Genomic DNA, 23608 nt, shown 5'->3' with positions numbered 1-23608 from the left:
GCGATGCCATTTCTTGATGCGTTTTTCGCGGGTGATGGCGGCCCGCCCACCAAGTCATTCCGGCGCAGGCCGGAATCCAGGTCCGTGGCCTTCCATTCGCATCCAGCGCTGGGACCGTTCTCCGCATGGATTCCGGCCTGCGCCGGAATGACATCGCAGATAGCTGCAGCAGCTAAGGCGTCACCACGTCATGCGACAGATCGCGCCAATCAGGATTGCTCTCCTCGATCGGCCGGTCCTTCCAGTCGCGATGCCATTTCTTGATGCGTTTTTCGCGGGTGATGGCGGTCCGCCCACCGAGTCATTCCGGCGCAGGCCGGAATCCAGGTCCGTGGCCATCCATTCGCATCCAGCTCTGGGAGCGTTCACCGCATGGATTCCGGCCTGCGCCGGAATGACATCGCGGATAGTTACAGCGGCTAGGGCGTCATCACTTCGTGCGACAGGTCGCGCCAGGTCGGGTTGGTTTCTTCGATCAGCCGGACCTTCCAGTCGCGGTGCCAATCCTTGATACGCTTTTCGCGTTGAATGGCGATGAGCGGGTCTTCGTGGACTTCATACCAGACCAGCCGTTCGACCTTGTGACGGGCAGTAAAGCTGCGCGGAAAGGCATGGGTCTTGTGCTGCCACACGCGGCCGGCAGGGTTGCCGGTGACGCCGGTATAAACCGTGCCGCCCTTCATGCTGGCCATGATGTAGACGATAAAAACCTTGCCCATGGTGCCAGACAAGCATAGGGCCGCCGACGGTTCAACGCCCACGGTGTCATTCCGGCGCAGGCCGGAATCCAGGTCCGTGGCCATCCACTCGCATTCAGCGTCGGGAGTATTCACCGCATGGATTCCGGCCTGCGCCGGGGTGACATCGTGGGTGTGGAACCATCGGGTTAATTTGCCCATCTTATCCCCGTCCCCCAAAACCTCCCGTACAATCCCCCCATCACCCCACCGGAACGCGGTCATGACGAGTGAAGGAGTGGGGTGACAGTTGGGGAGGCGAGGTCGCTCGCCTCACGTGGGCTGAAAGTCGGCATGTGCGCCTGCAATAATGGCGCACCTGAACCGGACCCGCGAAAAGTCCCGGCGCGATGGCGAGACTTCGCTGCTGCTCCGGCATAGCCGGACAAATCGCTCCAGTGGAGCGATTTGAAGCGAGAAGGCCATGAGGGCTACGCCCGAATGGCGCTTCATCTCTACGCTTACTACCCCCGAGGCTCCGGTCTCGCCATCGTCGTTCGATCATCCCGCCGGCCATCGCCGCGCGGCGCTTGTGGCCGCGTGATGCATCCTTCGCGCCATCCAGCCGTTTCCCTCTCCTCAATCCCAACAGGAGAACTCCCCATGACCGATCTCAGTGAAATTGCCGAACATATGGATGTCTATGGCGCCGATGGCGTGCATGTGGGCACGGTCGATCATGTCGAAGGCGACCGGATCAAGCTGGTCAAGGCCGATAGCGGTTCGGGCCGCCATGCCGGGCACCATCACTTCATCGAAGGCCAGTATGTGGCCGAAATCGAAGACGGCGCCGTCCGCCTGTCGGCCAATGCCGATGTGGCCGTCAGCCACGAGGAAGAAGCCGACGGCAAGCCGGTCTAGCTACTGCTCGACCTTGAGCGTGATGATCAGGTCGGCCCGGTCCTGTGACTGGCAGACCAGATCATAATTGGGCAGGTCGGTGCGCTCGATATGGGCCTTGTTGCGCTCCTCGGAAAACAGCCCTTCCTCGGCGTGGCGCTTGAGCAGTCGGGCGCGGACGATTTCGCGCTCGACATCGATGAACACCGCATAATCGAGCAGCGGCTTCACCCCGGCCCATGGCCCATCGGTGAGCAGCAGATAATTGCCCTCCACGATCAGCATGGTCACGTCCGGCTGGATGGTGAAGGCATTGTCCACCACATCCTCGATCTTGCGCGAATAGCCCGGCCCGTTCACTGCCGTGGTCGCCTGCTTGAGGTGGTGCAGGAAATTGACGAATTCCGCACCCTCGAAAGTATGTGGCGCGCCCTTGAAATCCACCGTGCCCAGGGCCTCGAGCTTGGCATGGCGCATGTGAAAGCCATCCATCGGCACCAGGGCGGCCGCGCCCGGATGGGTGGCGTTGAGCATGGTGACCACTTCCCTGGCCAGCGTCGATTTGCCGGTGCCCGGCCCGCCGGTAATGCCGATGGCGATGCGTTTTCCCGCGGCCTTGGAGTGCATGCGCTGGATATGCACGACCAAGAGCGACAAAGCCGTCTGCGGCTCCAGCGTGCGGCGGGTCGGGGTGGATGAGCGTATCAAATCCTCGTCGGCCAACTGAGCCTCCATGCCGCTTCTGCGTTGTGGCTCAATACTATAGTGTCGCGACCAACGAGCGGTAGGGTGTTGTTATGCTGGCAGCAAAATTCACGGGTTCGGGCCAGCTGCCAGCATTGGTCGTCGATATCGCTACAGGCAAAATGTCACCCTCCCCCTTGCGGGGAGGGCTAGGGAGGGGGTTCTGCGTTCCCGCACAGAATCCGCTGCATTGACCGATCTCCCCCCCATCATCGCCAACTGGTTCGCCGCCAAAAACTGGTCCCCCCGCACCCATCAACTCGACGTGCTGCAAAGTTGGAACGCCGGCGCCTCGGCCCTGCTGATCGCCCCCACCGGCGCCGGCAAGACCCTGGCCGGCTTCCTGCCGACGCTGCAGGATCTGATCCACACCCCCCATGAAGGTCTGCACACGCTCTACCTGTCCCCGCTCAAGGCGCTGGCAGTCGACGTGGCCCGCAATCTCACCACCCCGATCGGCGAGATGGGCCTCAGGATCACCGTCGAAACCCGCACTGGCGATACACCGGCCGCCCGTCGCCAGCGCCAGCGCTACGATCCGCCCAATATCCTTTTGACCACGCCGGAACAATTGGCGCTGCTGACCAGCCATCCCGATGCGCACCGGCTGTTCGGCTCGCTCAAGCGCATCGTGCTCGACGAATTGCACGCGCTGGTCACCTCCAAGCGCGGCGAACTGCTGTCGCTGGCTTTGGCGCGCCTTGCCAAGCTGGCGCCGCAGATGCGGATCACCGCGCTCAGCGCCACCGTCGCCCGCCCCGACCTGTTGGCCGACTGGATCGCCGCGCCGCTGCCGCAGGCGCCAACCCACCTGCTGACCGCTTCGGGCGGCGCGCCGCCTGTCCTGCACATTCTCGACACCGATGATCGCCTGCCCTGGGCCGGGCATTCGGCAGCCTATGCCACCCCGGCGCTCTACGAAACCATCAAGCAGCACCGCATCACGCTGCTGTTCGTCAACACCCGCTCGCAGGCCGAAATGCTGTTCCAGGCGCTGTGGGCGATCAATGACGACATGCTGCCAATCGCGCTGCATCACGGGTCGCTCTCGGTGGAACAGCGCCGCAAGGTCGAGGCGGCCATGGTCGCCGGCACGATCAAGGCGGTGGTCTGTACCTCGACGCTCGATCTGGGCATCGATTGGGGCGATGTCGATCTGGTGGTGCAGGTCGGCGCACCCAAGGGTTCCTCGCGCATGCTGCAGCGCATCGGCCGCGCCAATCACCGGCTCGATGAGCCGTCCAAGGCCCTGCTGGTGCCCTCCAATCGGTTTGAAGTGCTCGAATGCGAAGCCGCGCTCGAAGCGGTCGAAGAGCGCCATCAGGATAGCGAAGACCCGGTTTCTGGCGGCTATGACGTGCTGGCGCAACATATTCTGGGCATGGCCTGCGCCGACCCGTTTGCCGCCGATGATCTATACGCCGAAGTCCGCCGCGCCTGGCCCTATCGCGACCTGCCGCGCGAAAAATTCGATCGCGTGCTCGATTTCGTCGCCACTGGCGGCTATGCCCTGCGCGCCTATGAGCGCTATGCGCGGCTCAAGAAAACCGCCGAGGGCCTGTGGCGCATCGCCAATCCGCAGGTGGCCCAGCAATACCGGCTCAATGTCGGCACCATTATCGAAGAGCCGATGGTGCGGGTGCGGCTGGTGCGGGGCAGGGGCCACAAGCAGGGCGCCACCACCGGCCCGATCGGCCGTGGCGGCCGCGTGCTGGGCGAAATGGAGGAATATTTCTTCGGCACGCTGGTGGTGGGCGATACCTTCATGTTTGGCGGCGAAATCGTCGCCTTCGAGGGCATCCGCGACAACGAAGCCTTCGTCAGCCGCGCCTTCGCCAAGGACCCCAAAATCCCGTCCTATATGGGGGGCAAGTTTCCGCTCTCGACCTATCTGGCCGAGCGCGTCCGCAAGATGATCGCCACGCCCGAAGACTGGCGTCGCCTGCCCCATCAGGTCAGCGACTGGCTACGGTTGCAGCGCGATGTCTCGACCCTGCCGGGACAGGAAAGCCTCTTGGTCGAAACCTTTCCGCGCGGCACCCAGAATTATCTGGTCTGCTATCCGTTCGAAGGCCGGCTGGCGCACCAGACCCTTGGCATGCTGCTGACCCGCCGCCTCGAACGCTCCCGCGCCCGGCCACTCGGCTTCGTTGCTACCGAGTATGCGCTGTGCATCTGGGGCCTCGGCGACCTGTCGGCGCTGATCCGCACCGATCGGCTGTCGCTTGATGAGTTGTTTTCCGAGGACATGCTGGGCGACGACCTCGAAGCCTGGCTCGATGAATCGGCGCTGATGAAGCGTACCTTCCGCAATTGCGCGATCATTTCCGGGCTGATCGAACGCCGCCATCCCGGCAAGGAAAAGACCGGCCGCCAGATCACCATGTCGTCCGACCTGATCTATGACGTGCTCTACCAGCATGAGCCCGACCATATCCTGATCCAGGCTACCCGCCGCGATGCGGCACGCGGCCTGCTCGATATCGAGCGGCTCGGCAATATGCTGCGGCGGATCCGCAAGCATATCGTACACAAGCCGCTGGACCGAATCTCGCCCTTTGCGGTACCCATGATGCTCGAAATCGGCCGCGAACCGATCTTCGGCGAAGGCCGCGAGTCGGCCATGGCCGACGCCGCCGATGAACTTTTACGCGAGGCACTGGGCTAGGTTTGGGGCAACCACACTATCAGGACGCAGCAACGGAGACTCAATTGCTGCGCTTTGCCGGACAGATTTTTGAACCGCTCAATTCCGGCGCCCTGTTCTGGCGCGCCGAAAACGCCCTGCTGGTCGCCGATCTGCATCTGGAAAAGATGAGCTCGTTCGCCCGCCATGGCCAGTTCCTGCCGCCCTATGACACCACGCTGACGCTGAAGCGCCTGGCGCTCGATATCGTCCATACCGGCGCCAGCACGGTGATTTCGCTTGGCGACAGTTTTCACCGCGACTATGGCCCCGCTACGCTCACCGATCACGACCGCGCCCAGATCGATGGGTTGACCGAACGGGCCAACTGGTTCTGGCTCTCCGGCAATCACGATCCGGCACCGCACCTGCTGGGCGGGCAATGCCTGCCGCATCTGGAGCTGCGCGGGCTGACGCTGACCCACGAACCGCGCCGGGGCGTCACCGGCCTGATGGCCGGCCATCTGCATCCGGCGGCGCACATCTACATCAATGGCCGCGCCGTGCGCCGGCCCTGCTTTGTCACCGACCAGCGCCTGCTGATCCTGCCCGCTTACGGCGCCTCGACCGGAAATCTCAATATCCTCAGCCCCGCCTTTGCCGGCCTGCTCAACTGGTCAGCGCTCGAAGTGACCATGCTGGGTCGCGACCGGCTCTATCCAGTCAGCCCCAAGCGGCTGGTGCGGGGATAGGGGCGCCCACTTCTACCCTCTCCCCTTGAGGGAGAGGGACAGACTTTTCGCGTTCAGCGACAAGTCAGGGTGAGGGGTTGCTTCCGCAAATGCTGGGTGGTGGACAAGCAAGACACCCCTCATCCGCCCTTCGGGCACCTTCTCCCTCAAGGGGAGAAGGGCGGCGACTGAGGTTTCCAGCGCACCTAACCCCGCTTGAACAGCACGCCACCGGCCCAGCCGGTAAACACGGCCAGCAGCACGCAGACGATGCCGTAGAGCAGCGAATGCTGGCGCGACTCGATGGCGAGGAACCGCTCGAAGCCGATCTTGCGCACCGCAAACCCTTCGGAATTGCGCGCCACGATCACCCCGTCCTTGAATATGTAAGTCACCGCCAGATAGGGACCGGGCGGCGCATCGCTGGGCAGGGTGAGGCGGGCGGAGTAAAACGTCGGCGACTGGAAGTTGATGGCATTTTCGTTGACCCCGAACAGGCCCTGTTCGTTCATCAGCCGGATCAGTTCGCGCCCGAAGATTGCCGATTTCCACCAGCCGGATTCTTCCGAAATTCCCGGCTGCGCGTCGGGCGGAATATGCTCGACGGCCAGCGTTGTCGCATTGGTGATGTCGCTCATCTTGCTGCTCGACAGCACCTGATAATAGCTCGGAAAGCTCTTGAAGGTGACCTGATCGGTATTGAGCCAGACGCCAAAATTGCGGGTCTTTTCGCGCGCCACCCGGTCAAGGGCCGGCCCGGTCACCACGATAATGACGTGATAGGGTCCGATCGCTGCGTCCTTGGCGCTGATCTCGGGCTCGATACTGCCAAAGAAGGTCATCTTCTCGCCAGTGAAGCTAGAGGTGATTTCAACGGTGTCGGTCGAGAGCTCGGACACCAGCTTTTCGGCGCGCGCCGGATGTGTGAATGCTGCGACGGCCAGCACTGCCAGCAGATATGCCCTGATCCCGTTCAATTGGCGCCCGGCCCGAACACGGTCATGCTGAACGTATCGCCGGGCGACAGGACCAGCGACAGCCCGAAGCGGATCGCCACCGCCAGCACCAGCAGCGCCAGCAGTCCGCGCAACTGTTCGCCACGCAGATGCCGTCCGGCCGAGGCGCCGAACTGGGCGCCGGCAACGCCGCCCACCATCAGGCAGAAGGCCAGCATGATGTCGACGCTCTGGCTCTGCACTGCGTGCAGGATGGTGGTCGCGGCCATCATCGCCACCACTTGGAGCAGCGAAGTGCCGATCACCACATTGCCCGGCACCCGCAGCAGATAGACCAGCGCCGGCACCATGATGAAGCCGCCGCCAATTCCCAGCAGCGAGCCCAGGAAGCCGATGACCAGGCCAATCACCAGCACCGGCAACACGCTGATATAGAGCTTGGACTTCTTGAAGCGGATGCGCAGCGGCAGGCCGTGGATCCAGTTGTGCTGGTTGGGCAGGCGCTCGCGCACCACGATGCCGGCGCGTTGCTTGATGATGGCGCGGGCCGATTCCACCAGCATCAGCACGCCGACAAAGCCCAGCAGCACCAAAAAGCCGACCGAGATCACCAGATCGAGTTGGCCGGCGGCGCGCAGCACCGAAAAGGTCGCTACGCCACCAAACGCCCCCAGAATGCCCGACAACACCAGATAGAGCGCCAGATGCAGGTCAATGCCACCGCGCCGGTAATAGGTCAGCGCGCCCGAGGTCGAAGCGGCCACGACCTGACCAGTCACCGAGGCAACGGCCACTGAAGCCGGTACGCCTGAAAAGATCAGCAGGGGCGTCAACAGGAAACCGCCACCGACTCCAAACAGACCCGACAAAAACCCGACCGCCCCCCCGATCCCGACAAGAAAGAAGAGGTTCATGGAAAGTTCGGCGATCGGCAGATAAATCTGCAAGATCCAGGTCCGTTCACGGTGACGGGCAAGACCTAGGCCGGCCCTGCGACAACAATAAGACGACGCCCCGCGCTTCAGATCGAGCGACGGAGCATCGGGTTCGGCAATGTCCATAAGGGCTTATGGCGCAATTGCCGCTTCGTCAAATGCTCTAGACCGGCTGGCTGCCCAGCACCGCCAGAAGGCGCGGATTGATGGTGCCGGTTTCGGTCATGCCGGTGCCGCGCTCGAAGGCCTTGATCGCCTCGGCAGTCTTTGGACCGGTAATGCCATCGGGGGTGCCGATGTCATAGCCAAGCTTGCCCAGAACCTTTTGCACCTTGGAAATTACATCCTTGGAGGCGATGGCCTCGCCCGGATTGAACTTGGGCGACCAGGTGCCGATCGGGGCAAAATTGGCCGCCAGATTGACCCTGCCCGGCTTCCAGGCATCGACCTCGGCCTTGACCTTCTTGACCACATCGGCGGTCAGCGACTTGGCAATATCGTCGCGCGCCTTGACCGCATCGGCATCGCCGTCGCGCGCTGCCAGCGAGAACCACTTGAACGATTGTTCCATGTCCTGCGGCACGCCCAGCCCGCGGGCATGCAGCATGCCCAGGTTGAACTGGCTGTCGGTCATCCCCAGGTTGCCGGCCTGCTCGAACCACTCGGCAGCCTGCTCGAATTTCTGTTCGCCCAACTGGCCGCTGGCAAACAGCGCCGCCAGATTGTGCATGGCCATGCGGTTGCCGCTATCGGCGCTGCGCTGATACCAGAGCTTGGCCATTTCGAGGTCCTTGGTCACCCCGTTGCCGGTCTCATAGAGATTGCCGAGCCGATACTGCGCCGGAGCAAACCCCTGCGCGGCAGCGCGTTCATACCAGGTGGCGGAGGCCTTGTAGTCCTGCGTCACCGCGCGACCCTCGCCATAAATGGCGCCGATCTCGAACTGGGCGCGGGCATCGCCATCGGCGGCCGCCTGCCGCAGCTCGATCGGGCCAACCGCTTCGGGCGCCAGCTCGAACTTGATCGGGCTGTCGGTCTTGGCTGGAATGCTGCCGGTCAGGACTTCGGCATTGACGTTGGGTACGTCCACCGGGTCGATGGTCGCAGGCAACGGCTTGCCGGTCGAAGCCAGCAGGGTCGGTGGCATCGGCGTGGTCTCGACCGACGATTTCGAGAACGAACTGGTTGAGGCCGGATTGATCGAGCCGGTGGTCGAATTGTCGACCATGGAAATGACGCGTGGATCGGTCGGCAAGCTCGCGGGATCGACCAGGTCACCAAGATCCGAAGTTTTCTCAGGCGTTGCATCCATGGCGGCAGGTTCTGCCGACGGCTCAACCACGGGCGCCGAAGAATTGACCCGCTGCATCACCAGGTTCAAGGCCAGCAGCGACACCACCACCAGCGTTGCTGCCAGCAGCAACGGTCGGCGATAACGCGTCAAAAAGCTTGGTTGCGCATCGATATCGGCGACAGCAACGCGCCCCATTTCTGGCATCACTGGCACATCAACGGCCTTGGGGGCCTTTGCTGCTTTGGGCTTGCGCGCAAACAGCGAGGTCTTTTCGGCAGCCGGCTCGGTGGCGACGGCCCTGGCCTCTGCGGGGTCAGCCGGCGCGGGCATCACCCGGGCCAGCGCCCGGCTGATCAATGAATTGCCGCTCACGGGTGGCGCGGCAGTGTCCTGCTTGGCGCGCTGGGCCCGGCGTGCTGCCGCAACAAACGTACTGGTGCTTTGCGCATTGGCAGTCTGCGGCGGCTCCACGGCGCGCGGCGCGGCCTGCACTTCAGCAAAGGGGTCCTTGCTGGGCGCATCGAGGCTGGATTGTGGGCGTGGCGGGCGCTGCGCACCGGCGGGATCAAACACCACCGGCGCGTCCACGGCCGGAGCGCGTGGCGCTGTGGCCGCAACCACTGGTGCAGCGGTCGGCTTGCGCACCACTGGTGCCGGTTCGGCCCGCGGCGGAGTCTGTTCCTGGAACACCACATCGCGCAACGGCGCGTCTTCGGCCGGATTGGCCGGCATCGCATCGCTCTGGCCCGTAGTAACGGCACGGCTTTGCGACAACGCTTCGAGCATGCTGTTGAGCTTGCTCGGCTCTGGCAGCTTCTGCGCCACCGGCTCGGCTTGGCGCGGGGCCAGCGCTGCCGGGGCCAGCATCGGCTCGGCCGCGCGCTTGCTCAGCGCCGCTTCCAGCTTGGCCAGCCGTTGGGCGGTATCCTTGCCGGCGGTATTGAACATCGCCGACATGCGCTGTTCCAGCGCACTGAAACTGTCTTCACTGATGCCGGGGGCAGCAGCCGGGCCTGCTGATTTGCTGACCGCGCTTGCGGTGCGCTGCGCCACCAGCATGGCCAGCGCTTCAAAGTCCGGGCTCGCGTCCGGCTCGGCCGAATACAGCTGGGTCAGGCCGTTGAGCTGGGCCCCGGTCTCATCCATGCGGCTGATCAGCTTCTTGAGCTGGCTCTCGATCTGGGCGACGCTGGGATTGGCAGCGCGTGGCTTGTCCATCTTGACCGACAGCGCTTCAAGCTGGGTTTCCAGCCGGGCAAAGCGCGGCTCGACCCCGGCCAGCACCACATCGCGCAAGGCCGCGATATCGTTCTGCAGGCCCGCGACATCGTTATTGGAGCTTTCAAAGCCGCCGATGCGCGCCTGCAAGGCATCGATCTTGTCGACCAGCTTGCTCGGCCCCACTTCCTTGTCGCGCACCGCCTTGGTGAACGCCGACATTTCGGCAGTCAGCCGCTCAAAGTCACCAGCCGACAGCGTCACATTGCGCTCGATGGAATCGATGCGGTCATAGACGTTGCGCACGCTCTGTTCGATCGCCAGCATCGAGGTGCCGAGGCTATCGGACTGGACACCGGCAGGCGCTGCGCCATCGGCGCGATCCTGCCGCGCCACTTCGCGCTCCATCTGCTGGGCCTGCAGTTCAGCCAGCTTGCCCACGGTGGTCGAAACGTCGTCGAGCCGTTTGTTGACGGCGGAGAGATCGACCTTGGGCGCTTCGCCGATCAGCCGGGCAAGGCCCGCGATCTGGGTTTCGAGCCGCTTGACCTGGCCGGTTTCGCCCACGGCGCCCGCCAGCAATTCCACCACGTGGGAGAGCTGTTCGACCTGGCTGGCCACTTCGCGCACATTGCCATTGCCGGCCCGCTGCGATTTGAGTTCGCCTTCGAGGCGTTCGAGCCGGTGCGACAATCCGCCGACCAGCGCGGTCAATTCGCCGAACTGCGGCAGCTCGGCGACATGGCGTGCCACTGCAGCCATCGGTGCGGAAAGCTGACGGCCACGAATTTCGGCGATTGCCGATTGCAGGCTGTCGGTATCGTTGAGGAAATCGGTCTCGTCGCGTTCGCTGAAGCGATCGACGGCGCGTTTGACGGTCTTGAGGGCCTCGCGGTGCCGCGCATTGCCGGCTGTGCCATCGACCTGATCGCGCAGGTTGCGCACCCGCTGCGTCAGGCCTTCATAAGCGGTCTTGGGGGCAGCTGCCTGGTTGAACCGGCCTTCGACCTGATCCAGCAAAGCCACCAGTTCGCCACGCAATGCCTGCCATTCGCCCGGCTGTGGGTCGGACGCCGGATCGTGCATATCGGAAAGCGGGAAGGCGCGGGCCATTACATTTCCCAACCGGAAAAACTGCGGGGACCGCCGCGAGTCAACACGAAGGTCTAACGCTCACTCTTGGTAAAACATGGTAAAGAACCCGTTAAGCATTGCACTAATTGACTGCTTCGGCGTTCAAATCTGTTGGTTGAACATCAGCAAACCCCGGTTAGGCTGGGGCACCGACAGCGCCCCAGGGACATCACGACCACCATGACTCGCCGCCGCATAATCATCGTCGATGACCACCCGCTGTTCCGCGCCGCCCTCCGCCAGACCCTGTCGGGCGGTGACGCAACCGTAAATGTCGAGGAAGCCGGCGACCTTGCCGGGCTCAATGCCGCGCTCGAAGCCGACCGCGATTGCGATCTGGTCCTGCTCGATCTCAACATGCCCGGCGTGCGCGGCTTTTCCGGCCTGCTGCTGCTGCGGGCCCAATATCCCGATATTCCGGTGATGATCATTTCGGCGGTCGAGGACGGCACCGTGGTGCGCCGGGCGTTCGAGCTGGGCGCCGCCGGCTATCTGCACAAGTCCATCGGGCCCACCGAGATTCGCCGTTCCATCGAAACCGTGCTGTCTGGCGAGGTCTTCGTGCCCGAAGGCATGGTGCTGGGCACCGAAGATGCCCATTCCGCCCTGATGCGGCGGCTGGCGACGCTTACGCCGCAACAGGTGCGCGTGCTGATGATGCTCAGCGACGGGCTCATGAACAAGCAGATCGCCTATGAGCTGACCATCTCCGAGGCCACGGTCAAGGCCCACGTCTCGGCCATCCTGCAAAAGCTCGATGTCGATAGCCGCACCCAGGCGGTCATCGCCGCAGCGCGCATCGAACAGGGACAGTTCGAAGCGCTGTTTTCGATTGGTGCCGACAAGGCCTGATCCTAGCCCGCCTTGCGCCCCTGCCGTCCGCCCTGGCCCGCCAGCCCGGTGATTGCCGCGCGCAGCGCCGCAGGTTTGACCGGCTTGGTCACCACCGCAATGCCGCGTTCTTCCGCCAGTGCTCGCACCGCCGGGCTGCGGTCCGCCGTCACCAGCGCGGCCGGCAAGTGCCCGCCTACATTGTGGCGCAGCCACTCGATGGCATCGAGCCCCGAGGTCTGGTCGAGGTGATAATCCATCAGCACCAGGTCGGGATACCAGCCTTCCAGCAACCCATCCCGGTCGATCTCCTTGAGCGAGCGGGCGCTACGCACATCGCACCCCCAATGGCTCAACAGCCCTTCCATAGCCTCCAGAATATTGCGCTCGTTGTCGACGCACAGGATGCGCAGATCGAGCTGCCCAAACACCGGTTCGGGCAGGGGTGTACCCACTTCGGCGACACTGCGCACATTGCGCGCCGCCGCCAGAAACAGCGAAAACCGCGAACCGCGCCCTTCGACACTGTCCAGTTCCAGTGTCAATCCCAAAGCGGCCACGAGGCGCTGCACGATGGACAGCCCCAGCCCCAGCCCCTGCGCCATGCGCGCGCCGCGCTCCAGCCGCGAGAATTCGGCAAACAACAGCCGGTGCTGGTCCTTGTTGAAGCCAATCCCGGTGTCGATCACGTCCAGTCTGATCCGGCTGCCGCGTCGGCGAATGCCCACCAGCACCCGTCCGCCAGGCAGGGTATATTTGATGGCGTTGGACACCAGGTTCTGCACGATGCGGCCCACCAGCATGCGGTCGGCGATCACCACCGCATTGGTCGCGACGATTTCCAGATGCACCGAACGCTCCCGCGCCATCGGCCCGAATTCGACCTCGATTTTCTTGAGCAGTTCGCGGGCGCTGAAGGCTATCGGCACCGGGCGCAGTGCGCCGCTGTCGATGCGCGAAATATCGAGCAGCGCCGACATGATGTCTTCCACCGCGGTCAGCGACGCCTCGATGGAATTGGCCAGATCCGCTAGCCCGGTCGATTTGGCCCGCTCGATCAGCGTCGAGGTGTAAAGCCGCGCCGCATTGAGTGGCTGCAGCAGATCATGGCTGGCCGCCGCCAGAAACCGTGTCTTGTCGTGGTTGGCCGCATCGGCCTTGGCGCGAGCGCTTTCCAGTTCCGCATTGACCCGGGTCAGGGTGGCGGTGCGCTCGGCGACGCGCCCTTCCAGCGACTGATTGACCCGTTCCAGTTCGCGTTCCGCCTTGATCCGCGCCGTGACGTCGGAAAAGCTGATCGCCAGACCACCATCGGGCAGGCGGCTGGTATAAAATTCCAGCATCTGCCCGACATTGCCCAGCCGTTGCGTCACGGTGTTGGGTGCAGCGGTGATGGCGTTGACCCGCTCGATCGCCAGCCGTGCCGCGTCGCCCTGTCCCAGATCGCCCCGATCGCCCAGAAACAGCGCGATATCGAACAGCGCCGTGCCCGGCTTCAGCAAATGGTCGGGCAACGCCAGCAGCAGGCCATAGCGGCCATTGCTGCTGACGAGGCGTAACGCGCTGTCAAACATTGCAATGCCCTGCGGAACATAGTCCATGGCCTGCCGCAGGCTGGTCAAGGCGTCATCAGGAGTGGGCGGCATGGGACTGGCCTTGCGCGGAACAATGATCACATTTATCCGCCCTGCGCCAAGGCGGCGCAAGGCCAACTGATGACCCATTGCAAATCCGGCAAATCTACGAAAATCTCTAAATCTGCACCCTGGCGACGGTGCGGCTGCCAACGACAAGAGTAACGCGTCGCCACAAGAGGCCCATCGTGTTCAAGGAATTCCGCGACTTCGCCATCAAGGGCAATATGGTTGATCTGGCCATTGGCGTGATCATCGGCGCTGCTTTCGGCGCCATCGTATCGTCGATTGTCGATGATCTGTTCATGCCGCTGATCGGACTGATCCTGGGCGGCATCGATTTTTCTAACCTGTTCGTCGTGCTCAAGAACCCGTCCAACCTGCCGGTGGTATCGCTGGCTGCGGCCAAGGATGCCGGCATTGCAACGCTCAATATCGGCCTGTTCCTCAATGCGGTGGTTAAGTTCGCGATCATTGCCTTCGTCCTGTTCATCGTGGTCAAGGGCATCAATTCGCTGAAGAAAAAGGCAGCCGAGGAGCCAACTTCTGCTTCCCCCGCGCCGAGCCGCGAAGAAGTGTTGCTCACCGAAATCCGTGACGCCCTGCGCGCCAGGCCCTGATCGCCATCTGACGAAAAAGCCGGCGCAGTGTCATCGACGGCGATCCGGCCAGGTGTGAAGCCTTGACGTATTGTACCGTCTGGAGGGCTTCCAGACGGTGTTTTCCCGCGATTGACACCAGGTCACCGGCTGCTGACGGCCTCAGTAGATCTCCGGCACGTACAGTTCCTTCGGCACCGGGGTGCGGAGATAGTCGTCGTGCCGGACGCGGCCGGGCAGTTCGACATCCTGTTTGGGCACATCGCCATAGGGGATCTGTGACAACAGATGCGCAATGCAATTGAGCCGCGCCTTCTTCTTGTCCACCGCCTGCACCACCCACCAGGGGGCTTCCGGCGTATGGGTGCGGGCCAGCATTTCTTCCTTGGCCTTGGTATATTCTTCCCAGTGGATGCGGCTTTCCATATCCATCGGCGACAGCTTCCACTGCTTCAGCGGATCGTGGATACGCATCTTGAAGCGGAATTCCTGCTCCTCGTCGGTGATCGAGAACCAGTATTTGATCAGGATAACGCCGCTTCGAACCAACATGCGTTCAAACTCGGGCACCGAACGGAAAAACTCATCCAGTTCCTCAGTCGTGCAAAAGCCCATGACGCGCTCGACCCCGGCCCGATTGTACCAGGAGCGATCAAACAGCACCATTTCGCCGGCCGTCGGCAGATGCGGCACATAGCGCTGGAAATACCACTGGTTCTTTTCGCGTTCGGTCGGGGCCGGCAGCGCTACGGTGCGGCAGACGCGCGGATTGAGCCGCTGGGTGACACGCTTGATGGCGCCGCCCTTGCCCGCTGAATCGCGGCCTTCGAACAGCACCACCACCTTGAGCTTGTTGTGCTGTACCCAATCCTGCAAACGCACCAGTTCGTGCTGCAGGCGGAACAGTTCGCGGAAATAGATCTTGCGGTCCAGCGTGTCAGGTGCCGGGGCGCTCATCCCCTCGGCAACCAGCTCGTCGAGCCGGTCGTCTTCCATCTGCAATTCCAGCTCTTCGTCGAAATTGTCGGCGATTTCCGCCTTGATGCGGTCGAGATATTCCTGATCGTTGGACATGCCTGCCATCCTTGTTTGGCGCACTCAAACCCCAGCTTTGCAACACTATTGTGACGGTGCCCACGGCAGCGTTGTCGTGGCCCGCGCGATTGACTTGCCGCAGTCAGTGCGATCACATCGCCGCGGCGGCAGCAGGGGGCATGCAAAGTGATAAGCGAGCTGGAGCAGCGGATTGCGGACCTGCCGGTGTGGCAGGGCAAGCTCCGCATTGAGCCGCTGCTCGGCGGCCTCTCCAATCTCAGCTTCACCGTCACTGACGCTGCAGGCAAGTATGTCGTTCGCTTCGGCAGGGACTACCCCTTCCACCACGTCGACCGCCATCGCGAGGTGATGACCGCCCGCGCTGCCCATGCTGCGGGATTCTGTCAGGAAGTGGTCTATGACGAGCCGGGGCTGATGGTGTCGCGCTTCATCGAGGGGCGCGTCTTCACCGACGCCGATATTCGCGCCAATCCCGAACGCATCGCCGCTTTCATCCGGGACTTTCATGAGCAGATGCCGCTGCGCATCACCGGGACCGCCTTCATGTTCTGGGTGTTCCACGTCATCCGCGATTATGCCAATACGCTCAAGGCCTCGCCCAACCCGCTGATCGCCCGCATTCCGGCGGCGCTGGCCATCAACGCTGAGTTGGAAGCCGCGCAGATGCCGCTGCCGATCCGCTTCGGCCACAACGATCTGCTGCCGGCCAACCTGATCGACGACGGCAAGCGGCTGTGGCTGATCGACTACGAATATGCCGGGTTCAACACCGCCATGTTCGATCTGGCGGGGCTGGCGTCTAACGCCGGCTTCGACGCCAGCCAGTCCGACGCGTTGCTCACCGCCTATTTCGGTGCGCCGCCCAGTACCGAAATCCGCCGCAGCCACGCCGCCATGCAATGTGTGTCGCTGCTGCGCGAGGCGCTGTGGGGTCTGGTCTCCGAACTGCACCTCAATGCACCGGGCGCAGACTACAACGCCTATGCCATCGACAATTTCGCCCGCTTCGACGCGGCCTACGCCGCTTATCAATCCCAGTATGGAACGTCCAAATGAGCTTGCCCAAACATGCGCAGATCGTGGTCATCGGTGGCGGCATTGTCGGCTGTTCCACCGCCTATCATCTGGCGCGCGACCACAAGGCTGATGTGCTGCTGCTGGAACAGGGCAAGCTGACCTCGGGCTCCACCTGGCATGCAGCAGGGCTGGTTGGGCAACTGCGCTCGTCAGCGTCGGTTACCCAGGTGCTCAAGCGCTCGGTCGAACTCTACAAGACCCTCAAGGATGAAACCGGCCTCGATACCGGCTGGAAAATGACCGGCTGCCTGCGCCTCGCCACCAATGAAGATCGCTGGACCGAATATCGGCGGCTGGCCACGACTGCGGGCAGCTTCGGCATGGAAATGGAACTGCTCTCGCCCGCCGAGGTCAAGAAGCTCTGGCCGCTGATGGAAACCAGCGACCTGATCGGCGCCAGCTATCTGCCCACCGATGGGCAAGCTAGCCCTTCCGACATTACCCAGTCGCTGGCCAAGGGCGCCCGCATGCACGGCGCCAATATCATCGAAGGCGTCACCGTCACCGGCTTTGTCATGGACGGCAAACGCATCACCGCCGTCAAAACCGATCAGGGCGACATCGCCTGCGAAACCGTGGTCAATTGCGGTGGCCAATGGGCCCGCCAGATCGGCACCATGGCTGGCATCAACGTGCCGCTGCAACCGGTCAAGCACCAGTATATCATCACCGAAAAGATCGACGGCCTGTCCACCGACGCCGCCACCATCCGCGATCCCGATCGGTTGACCTATTTCAAGGAAGAAGTCGGCGGGCTGGTCATGGGCGGCTATGAACCCAACCCGATCGCATGGACCACCGGCGACGTCCCCTCGGATTTCCAGTTCAAACTGTTCGATGACGACTGGGACCATTTCGAGCAACACCTGACCCAGGCCATTGCCCGCATCCCGGCGCTGGAAACTGCCGGCGTCCGCCAGATGATCAACGGCCCGGAGAGCTTTACCCCCGATGGTAATTTCATCCTCGGCGCCGCGCCCGAATGCACCAATATGTATGTCGGCGCCGGGTTCAACGCTTTCGGCATCGCCTCGGGTGGCGGCGCCGGCTGGGTTTTGGCCGAGTGGGCGATGCGCGGCGAAGCGCCGATGGACCTGTGGGTGGTGGATATCCGGCGTTTTTCCGGCATGCACCGCGATCGCGAATGGGTCAAGGACCGCACGCTCGAAGCCTATGGCAAGCACTACACCATCGGGTTTCCGCACGAAGAATATCAAAGCGGCCGCCAGCGCATCGTCTCCCCGCTCTATGATCGGCTCAAGACCCGCGGTGCCGTGTTCGGCTCCAAACTGGGCTGGGAACGGCCGAACTGGTTTGCTGCCGGGACCGGAGCCAGCGATATCTATTCCATGGGCCGCCAGAACTGGTTCGGCCCGGTCGGCGAGGAACACCGGCTGGTGCGCGAAGCGGTCGGCCTGTTCGATCAATCCTCCTTTGCCAAATACGAAGTCAACGGCCCCGATGCGGCCTCGGCACTCAACTGGATTGCCGCCAACAATGTAGACAAGCCGGTGGGTCGGCTGACCTATACCCAGATGCTCAACTCGCGTGGCGGCATCGAATGCGACCTGACCGTTGCGCGTTTGGCCGACGACAGGTTCTACATCGTCACCGGCACCGGCTTTCGCACCCACGATCTTGCCTGGATCGAGGAGCATATTCCCGCTGGCGCCAACGTCACGCTGACCGACGTCACCGAGGAATTCGGCACATTGAGCCTGATGGGCCCCCGCGCCCGCGACGTGCTGCAACAGGTCACCGCTGCCAATGTGAGCAATGCGGCATTCCCCTTCGGTCATGTCCGCACCCTGCCCATCGCCGGCGCCGAAGTGCGCGCCCTGCGCGTCACCTATGTCGGCGAACTCGGCTGGGAACTGCATATTCCGCTGGCCAAAACCGGCGCAGTGTTTGACGCGCTGATGGCGGCAGGCGCCCCGTTCGGGCTGCGTCCGGTGGGTTATCGAGCGCTGGAATCGCTGCGGCTGGAAAAGGGTTATCGCGCCTGGGGCTCGGACATTACGCCCAATGATACCCCGTTCGAAGCCGGCCTCGGCTGGGCGGTCAAACTCAAGACCAATACGCCATTCATGGGCCGCGAGGCGCTGGAAGCCCGCGCCGGTCAGCCGCTCAAAAAGCGCCTGATGATCTTCACTACCGAACGCGACGATGTGGTCCTGCTTGGCCGCGAAACCATCCTGCGCGATGGCAAATTTGCCGGCTATCTGGCCTCCGGCGGCTATGGCTACACCGTCGGCAAGCCCATCGGCCTTGGCTATGTCCGCAACCCCGATGGGGTCAGCGACGACTACCTGACCAGCGCCAGCTACGAACTTGTCGTGGCCAATGAACGGGTCAAAGCCACGCTGCATCTCGAACCGCTCTATGATCCACAGGCCGTGCGGGTGAAGGCATGAAGATCCTCGTCGCCATCAAGCGGGTGGTCGATTCGTCGATCTCCATCCGCGTCAAGGCCGACGGCAGCGGCGTTGATCTGGATAACGTCAAAATGAGCATGAACCCGTTCTGCGAGATCGCCGTCGAACAGGCGATCCGCCTCAAGGAACAGGGCGTCGCCACCGAAGTAGTGGTGGTCAGCATCGGCGCCGCCAAGGCCGAAGACACCTTGCGCGCCGCCCTCGCCATGGGTGCCGACCGCGCCATTCTGGTCACCACCGAACACCGCGCCGAACCCCTCGGCGTCGCCAAGCTGCTGCGTGCCGTAGCGCTGGAGGAGCAGCCCGATCTGATCCTGCTTGGCAAACAGGCCATCGACGACGACGCCAACCAGACCGGCCAGATGCTGGCCGCGCTGCTCAACTGGGGGCAGGGCACCTTCGCCTCGGCACTGACCATCGCCGATGGTATCGCCACGGTCACCCGCGAAGTCGATTCCGGCCTGCAAACCATCGCGCTGCCGCTGCCCGCAATCGTCACCACCGATCTGCGCCTGAATACCCCGCGCTTTGCCTCGCTGCCCAACATCATGAAGGCCCGCGCCAAGCCGCTGCGCAAAGCGACGGCCGAAGAGTTTGGCGTTGACCTGACCCCACGGCTCAAACTGCTGAGTGTCGAAGCCCCACCCAAGCGTCCCCCCGGCATCAAGGTCGCCTCCGCCGCGGAACTGGTCACCCGGCTGAAAGCTGCCGGAGCACTCACGCCATGACCACGCTGCTGCTGGCCGAACACGACAACAAAACGCTCGATCCCCGCACCGCTCGCGCGCTAACCGCTGCACTGGCATTGGGCGGACCAGTGCATGTTCTGGTCGCCGGCCACCAATGCGCCGCCGTCGCCGAGTCCGCGCGCCAATTGACCGGTGCAACTCGCGTGCTGCTCGCCGATGATCCGGCCTACGCCCAGGCCCTCGCCGAACCGCTGACCACGCTGATCCTCGCGCAAACCGCCTATTCCGCCTTCGTCGCTGCCGCCACCAGCACCGGCAAAAACGTCATGCCACGCGTTGCTGCGTTGCTCGACGTTATGCAGGTCTCCGAAATCACCGCCGTGCTCGGTCCAGACACCTTCCAGCGCCCGACCTATGCCGGCAATGCTATCGAGGCGGTGCAGGCTACCGATGCGATCAAGGTTGTTACCGTGCGGACTTCAGCCTTTGCGGAAGCCAAAACTGGCGGCGATGCAGAACTGGTTAGACTTGCCCCAGCCGTCGATCCAGCCCTGTCGCGCTACGTCGGCAGCGCCGCCACTGCCAGTGACCGTCCCGATCTGACCTCGGCCAAGGTGGTGATCTCCGGCGGCCGCGCCTTCGGCTCACAGCAACAGTTTGATGCCCTGCTGGTCCCGCTGGCGGCCAAACTCAACGCTGCCATCGGCGCCAGCCGCGCCGCCGTCGATGCCGGCTATGCCTCAAACGAGCAACAGGTCGGCCAGACCGGCAAGATCGTCGCGCCCGATCTTTATATCGCCTGCGGAATTTCCGGGGCGATCCAGCATCTGGCCGGCATGAAGGAAAGCCACGTCATCGTCGCCATCAACAGCGATCCGGACGCCCCGATTTTTCAATATGCCGATTTCGGCCTCGTCGGCGATCTGTTCGAAATCCTGCCGGAACTGACGGCGCTGCTTTAGCAGCTTGCTCCCTCGGGCCGGAAGGGCCGAGGCGGGGCTATCACCGGCAGGAGCGGCATCCCAGGGAGGGATTAGACCACTCAACCCACCCCGACCCTTTCGGCACGAAGGAGCTTCTGTCTTCTGTCTCAATAGGTAGCGCGGCCGCCCGACAGGTCGAACACCGATGCCGTGGTGAACGAATTCTCGCTTGTCGCCAGCCAGCAGATCATCGAGGCGGCTTCAGACAATTCCAGCATCCGGCCGCGCGGAATCTTGGCCAGGATCATCTTGAGGAACGCCGGGTCCTGGCTCATCGACATCGTGGTCTTGGCCACTGCCGGGGTCACGGCGTTGACCGCGATATTATAGCCGGCAAGTTCCTTGCCCAACGACTTGGTCAAGGCGATCACGCCCGCCTTGGTCGAGGAATAGGCCGACGCGCCGGGATTGCCTTCCTTGCCCGCCACCGAGCTGAGGTTGACGACGCGGCCATAATTGGCGGCGATCATGTGGGGCACCACGGCGCGGCAGACCATGAAGGTCCCCACCAGCCCGATATGCACCACGTCGATGAACGCCTGAATGGGATAATCCACCGTGGGCGCATTTGGCCCGACAATGGCGGCATTGTTGATCAGGATATCGATCCTGCCATAGCGCTGCTTGACCGCGTCGGTCGCGGCCAGCACCGAGTCATTATTGCCGATATCGACATTGAGCGTCTGGATGCGCTTCTCATTGGCGTACTTTGCCGCCAGCCCATCGAGCAGGCCTTGGTCGCGGTCCCAGATCGAAACCGTCCCGCCATTGGCCAGCATGGTTTCGGCCACGGTCAGTCCGATCCCCTGGCCGGCCCCGGTGATGATGGCAACACGATCGGCAAAATCATAGGAATTCATGGCGAGCATCCAATGGCAAAGAACGGGCGCCGATACCAGATCGGCGCCCGCCGGAACTGTCCAGATCAGAAGTTGAACTGGTCGATGTTTTCGGCGTTGAAGGTGGTCAGCGTCGCCTGGGTATTGATCGAGTTGTTGGCATTGATGGTGACGGTGCCAAGGTTTGGCACTTCAAAAGTCGAACCGACTTCGTTCTTGATGGTGCCACCGAGCACGCCAGCAGCAAAGTGTACAGCCAGCCAGCCTTCATTGTACGGCGACCAGAGCTGGAACGCGGTCACGGTCTTGTCCTTGACGAAATCTTTCATTTCGCTGGGCAGGCCCAAACCCGTTACATGCACCTTATCGGCAATGCCACGGCTCTGCACGACCTGTGCAGCAGCAGCGATACCAACGGTGGTCGGTGCGATAACGCCCTTGAGGTTCGGGAAGTTCGACAGCAGGGCTTCCATTTCGGTGGTCGACTTTTCCGGCTGGTCATCACCATACACGGTCGCGACCAGCTTCATCTTGGCGTATTTCGGATCGGATTTGAGCGTCTCGTTCATGCCCACGATCCACTTGTTCTGGTCGGGCGCTTCGGTGGTTGCCGACAGGATGGCGATCTCGCCTTCATAGCCGATCAGCGAGCCGACCATTTCAACCTGGTCCTTGCCGACGATGTCGAAATTAACCGGCAGGATGGTGGCGTCGCGGTGGCTTTCATTGCCGGTCAGATCGCCGTTGACGGTCAGCACCAGAATGCCCTTGGCCTTGGCTTCATCCAGAACCTGGTTCAGCGCATCGGGGCTGTTCGGTGCGATACCGATGACGTTCACGCCGCGCTGGATCTGCGCTTCGATGAACGGAATCTGCGAAGTGGCTTCGGCAGTGGCAGGCGCCACGAACTCGAATTCACAGCCCAGCGACTTGCACGCATCCTGGAACCCGCCAGTGATGCTGTCGAAGTACGGATTGCCGGTATTCTTGCCGATATAGACGATCTTGAGCGGGTCAGCGGCATAAGCGCCGGTGACCATGGTGAGGCTGAGAGCCAGCCCGGCCAGTACGGTTTTCTTGAACATGTCAGTTTCCTCCAGGTGGTCGTCGTTTGTATTCTTGCCGGCCGCAAAGCCGGGTCGTCGCCCGCTACCTTTGGGTGCGGGAATAGATCAGATTGGTGGTGATGATCGAGACGATGAGCAGCACGCCGAGCACGACGAGCTGCACTGCGGGCAGCACATTGGCGACAGTCATGCCGGTGGCGACGATGACCAGCAGCCAAGCGGCGAGGAAGGTGCCGAGGATGGAGCCGCGCCCGCCGAAAATGTAGGTGCCGCCGAGCATGGCCATCAGCACCATCTGCAATTCACCGCCCAGCCCCAGATCGTAGCGCACCGAACCCAGCCGCGAGGCAGTCATCAGCCCGGCAACGGCGCTGACCAGGCCCATGGCCAGGAACAGCACGAACTTGATCTGCTTGGAGCGGATGCCGGCATGGTTGGCGGCAATTTCATTGGTGCCGACCTGATAAATCTGCCGGCCGTAAATCGTGCCGCCCAGCACCACGCCAAGCACGATGGCCAGCACGACAAAGATCAGTACCGGCATCGGGATGCCGAACACCAGCACGGTATTGATGCCAATGAACCACTCCGGCACGCGGATCGACTTGTCGCCGGCAATCACCTGCGCCAGACCGCGATACAGTGTCAGCGTGCCGATGGTGACGATGATCGAGGGGATCTGCAGGCGGATCACCATGATGGCATTGATCAGCCCCATCAGCAGCCCCGAAGCCAGCCCGATAACGATAGCGATCGGCATCGGAATGCCGGACTGCTGCGCCCACGCAAACAGGCAGGCAGACAGCGCCATATTGGCGGCGGGCGACAGATCGATTTCGCCGGCGATGATCACCATGGTCAAAACCAGCGCCACCATGGCGAATTCGGCCGACAGCGTGAAACTGCGCAGGATGTAATTGACGTCGAGGAAGTAGGGCGACAGCAGGCTGGCGCCGCAAAACCCGATGATCAACAGGATCAGCGTCATCGTCTCGGGACGGATGATCATGGTCTGCCAGCGCGGCCGAGCTGGCGCGGCATCCTGAACCTGCGGGGTCGCGCTCTCGATCGTGCTCATGCGCGCACCCGCTTGAGGCTGACCACGCCCTGCTGCCGGACCGTGCGGTCGATCAGCAGAGCCACCAGGATCACCGAGCCGTAGATCGCCGCCTGCGAGGTACCC

At 62.9% G+C, this 23608-nt stretch carries 19 protein-coding genes; 9 read left to right on the top strand and 10 right to left on the bottom strand.

Features of this window, described 5'->3' with window-relative positions; translation table 11 throughout:
• Positions 1–419: 419 nt before the first annotated feature.
• Complete coding sequence (locus ABIT12_RS06250) at positions 420–899, bottom strand: GIY-YIG nuclease family protein (RefSeq protein ID WP_348043415.1); 480 nt, start codon at positions 897–899, stop codon at positions 420–422.
• 441 nt (positions 900–1340) lie between these two features.
• On the opposite strand from ABIT12_RS06250, the gene ABIT12_RS06245 reads away from it, so the two are divergent.
• A complete protein-coding gene (locus tag ABIT12_RS06245; protein ID WP_348043413.1) occupies positions 1341–1598 on the top strand; it encodes a DUF2171 domain-containing protein in 258 nt (85 codons plus the stop codon).
• Here ABIT12_RS06245 and ABIT12_RS06240 read toward each other — a convergent pair whose 3' ends face one another.
• Positions 1599–2300, bottom strand: coding sequence for a nucleoside/nucleotide kinase family protein (locus ABIT12_RS06240; RefSeq protein ID WP_348043411.1), 702 nt, complete (start codon positions 2298–2300; stop codon positions 1599–1601).
• Positions 2301–2484: 184 nt separating this feature from the next.
• Here ABIT12_RS06240 and ABIT12_RS06235 point away from each other — a divergent pair, with 184 nt between their 5' ends.
• On the top strand, positions 2485–4989 hold the full coding sequence (locus tag ABIT12_RS06235; protein WP_407065596.1) for a ligase-associated DNA damage response DEXH box helicase: 2505 nt from the start codon (positions 2485–2487) through the stop codon (positions 4987–4989).
• Positions 4990–5033: 44 nt separating this feature from the next.
• Positions 5034–5699 carry a ligase-associated DNA damage response endonuclease PdeM gene (gene pdeM, locus ABIT12_RS06230; protein WP_348043407.1) on the top strand — a complete coding sequence of 222 codons (666 nt, stop codon included), beginning with the start codon at positions 5034–5036 and terminating at the stop codon, positions 5697–5699.
• Positions 5700–5884: 185 nt separating this feature from the next.
• Here the strand turns inward: pdeM and ABIT12_RS06225 are convergent, their stop codons facing one another.
• The 3 genes from ABIT12_RS06225 to ABIT12_RS06215 all read right to left on the bottom strand — a co-directional run bounded on the left by ABIT12_RS06225 (position 5885) and on the right by ABIT12_RS06215 (position 11194).
• Positions 5885–6655, bottom strand: coding sequence for a TIGR02186 family protein (locus ABIT12_RS06225; RefSeq protein ID WP_348043405.1), 771 nt, complete (start codon positions 6653–6655; stop codon positions 5885–5887).
• Complete coding sequence (locus tag ABIT12_RS06220) at positions 6652–7581, bottom strand: sulfite exporter TauE/SafE family protein (RefSeq protein ID WP_348043403.1); 930 nt, start codon at positions 7579–7581, stop codon at positions 6652–6654. Before ABIT12_RS06220 ends, ABIT12_RS06225 begins: the two co-directional genes overlap by 4 nt.
• A 151-nt stretch (positions 7582–7732) precedes the next feature.
• Positions 7733–11194, bottom strand: a complete 3462-nt coding sequence (locus ABIT12_RS06215; protein ID WP_348043401.1) for a peptidoglycan-binding protein — start codon at positions 11192–11194, stop codon at positions 7733–7735.
• A 201-nt stretch (positions 11195–11395) separates the two neighbouring features.
• Here ABIT12_RS06215 and ABIT12_RS06210 point away from each other — a divergent pair, with 201 nt between their 5' ends.
• A complete protein-coding gene (locus ABIT12_RS06210; protein WP_348043399.1) occupies positions 11396–12067 on the top strand; it encodes a response regulator transcription factor in 672 nt (223 codons plus the stop codon).
• 2 nt (positions 12068–12069) lie between these two features.
• Here the strand turns inward: ABIT12_RS06210 and ABIT12_RS06205 are convergent, their stop codons facing one another.
• Positions 12070–13692 (bottom strand): PAS-domain containing protein, encoded by a 1623-nt coding sequence (locus ABIT12_RS06205; protein WP_348043397.1) that lies wholly within the window; start codon positions 13690–13692, stop codon positions 12070–12072.
• A gap of 176 nt (positions 13693–13868) precedes the next feature.
• On the opposite strand from ABIT12_RS06205, the gene mscL reads away from it, so the two are divergent.
• On the top strand, positions 13869–14300 hold the full coding sequence (mscL, locus tag ABIT12_RS06200) for a large conductance mechanosensitive channel protein MscL (RefSeq protein ID WP_348043395.1): 432 nt from the start codon (positions 13869–13871) through the stop codon (positions 14298–14300).
• Between the two features lie 141 nt (positions 14301–14441).
• Here mscL and ppk2 read toward each other — a convergent pair whose 3' ends face one another.
• Positions 14442–15353: a polyphosphate kinase 2 gene (gene ppk2, locus ABIT12_RS06195; protein ID WP_348043393.1), complete on the bottom strand. Its 912-nt coding sequence runs from the start codon at positions 15351–15353 to the stop codon at positions 14442–14444.
• Positions 15354–15503: 150 nt separating this feature from the next.
• Here ppk2 and ABIT12_RS06190 point away from each other — a divergent pair, with 150 nt between their 5' ends.
• The 4 genes from ABIT12_RS06190 to ABIT12_RS06175 are packed head-to-tail and all read left to right on the top strand — an operon-like array spanning position 15504 to position 20498.
• Positions 15504–16391 (top strand): phosphotransferase, encoded by an 888-nt coding sequence (locus ABIT12_RS06190; protein ID WP_348043447.1) that lies wholly within the window; start codon positions 15504–15506, stop codon positions 16389–16391.
• Positions 16388–18826: an FAD-dependent oxidoreductase gene (locus tag ABIT12_RS06185; RefSeq protein ID WP_348043391.1), complete on the top strand. Its 2439-nt coding sequence runs from the start codon at positions 16388–16390 to the stop codon at positions 18824–18826. The genes ABIT12_RS06190 and ABIT12_RS06185 overlap by 4 nt, the downstream gene beginning before the upstream one ends.
• Positions 18823–19575, top strand: coding sequence for an electron transfer flavoprotein subunit beta/FixA family protein (locus ABIT12_RS06180; RefSeq protein WP_348043389.1), 753 nt, complete (start codon positions 18823–18825; stop codon positions 19573–19575). The genes ABIT12_RS06185 and ABIT12_RS06180 overlap by 4 nt, the downstream gene beginning before the upstream one ends.
• Positions 19572–20498, top strand: coding sequence for an electron transfer flavoprotein subunit alpha/FixB family protein (locus ABIT12_RS06175; protein ID WP_348043387.1), 927 nt, complete (start codon positions 19572–19574; stop codon positions 20496–20498). The genes ABIT12_RS06180 and ABIT12_RS06175 overlap by 4 nt, the downstream gene beginning before the upstream one ends.
• Before the next feature lie 128 nt (positions 20499–20626).
• On the opposite strand, the gene ABIT12_RS06170 is transcribed toward ABIT12_RS06175, so the two are convergent.
• From ABIT12_RS06170 to ABIT12_RS06160, 3 genes are all read right to left on the bottom strand, one after another.
• Positions 20627–21379 (bottom strand): SDR family oxidoreductase, encoded by a 753-nt coding sequence (locus ABIT12_RS06170; protein WP_348043385.1) that lies wholly within the window; start codon positions 21377–21379, stop codon positions 20627–20629.
• 65 nt (positions 21380–21444) lie between these two features.
• Positions 21445–22443: a substrate-binding domain-containing protein gene (locus ABIT12_RS06165; protein ID WP_348043383.1), complete on the bottom strand. Its 999-nt coding sequence runs from the start codon at positions 22441–22443 to the stop codon at positions 21445–21447.
• Positions 22444–22507: 64 nt separating this feature from the next.
• Positions 22508–23503 carry an ABC transporter permease gene (locus ABIT12_RS06160; RefSeq protein WP_348043381.1) on the bottom strand — a complete coding sequence of 332 codons (996 nt, stop codon included), beginning with the start codon at positions 23501–23503 and terminating at the stop codon, positions 22508–22510.
• Positions 23504–23608 lie beyond the last annotated feature (105 nt).

The organism is Devosia sp. (assembly GCF_039927955.1).
Lineage (GTDB): Bacteria > Pseudomonadota > Alphaproteobacteria > Rhizobiales > Devosiaceae > Devosia.
This window is presented reverse-complemented; position numbering and strand designations above follow the sequence as displayed.

Coding starts and splice junctions, on each gene's coding strand:
- ABIT12_RS06250 (WP_348043415.1), bottom strand. CDS start 899: ATGGGCAAATTAACCCGATGGTTCCACACCCACGATGTCACCCCGGCG.
- ABIT12_RS06245 (WP_348043413.1), top strand. CDS start 1,341: ATGACCGATCTCAGTGAAATTGCCGAACATATGGATGTCTATGGCGCC.
- ABIT12_RS06215 (WP_348043401.1), bottom strand. CDS start 11,194: ATGGCCCGCGCCTTCCCGCTTTCCGATATGCACGATCCGGCGTCCGAC.
- ABIT12_RS06210 (WP_348043399.1), top strand. CDS start 11,396: ATGACTCGCCGCCGCATAATCATCGTCGATGACCACCCGCTGTTCCGC.
- ABIT12_RS06205 (WP_348043397.1), bottom strand. CDS start 13,692: ATGCCGCCCACTCCTGATGACGCCTTGACCAGCCTGCGGCAGGCCATG.
- ppk2 (WP_348043393.1), bottom strand. CDS start 15,353: ATGTCCAACGATCAGGAATATCTCGACCGCATCAAGGCGGAAATCGCC.
- ABIT12_RS06185 (WP_348043391.1), top strand. CDS start 16,388: ATGAGCTTGCCCAAACATGCGCAGATCGTGGTCATCGGTGGCGGCATT.
- ABIT12_RS06180 (WP_348043389.1), top strand. CDS start 18,823: ATGAAGATCCTCGTCGCCATCAAGCGGGTGGTCGATTCGTCGATCTCC.
- ABIT12_RS06175 (WP_348043387.1), top strand. CDS start 19,572: ATGACCACGCTGCTGCTGGCCGAACACGACAACAAAACGCTCGATCCC.
- ABIT12_RS06170 (WP_348043385.1), bottom strand. CDS start 21,379: ATGAATTCCTATGATTTTGCCGATCGTGTTGCCATCATCACCGGGGCC.
- ABIT12_RS06165 (WP_348043383.1), bottom strand. CDS start 22,443: ATGTTCAAGAAAACCGTACTGGCCGGGCTGGCTCTCAGCCTCACCATG.
- ABIT12_RS06160 (WP_348043381.1), bottom strand. CDS start 23,503: ATGAGCACGATCGAGAGCGCGACCCCGCAGGTTCAGGATGCCGCGCCA.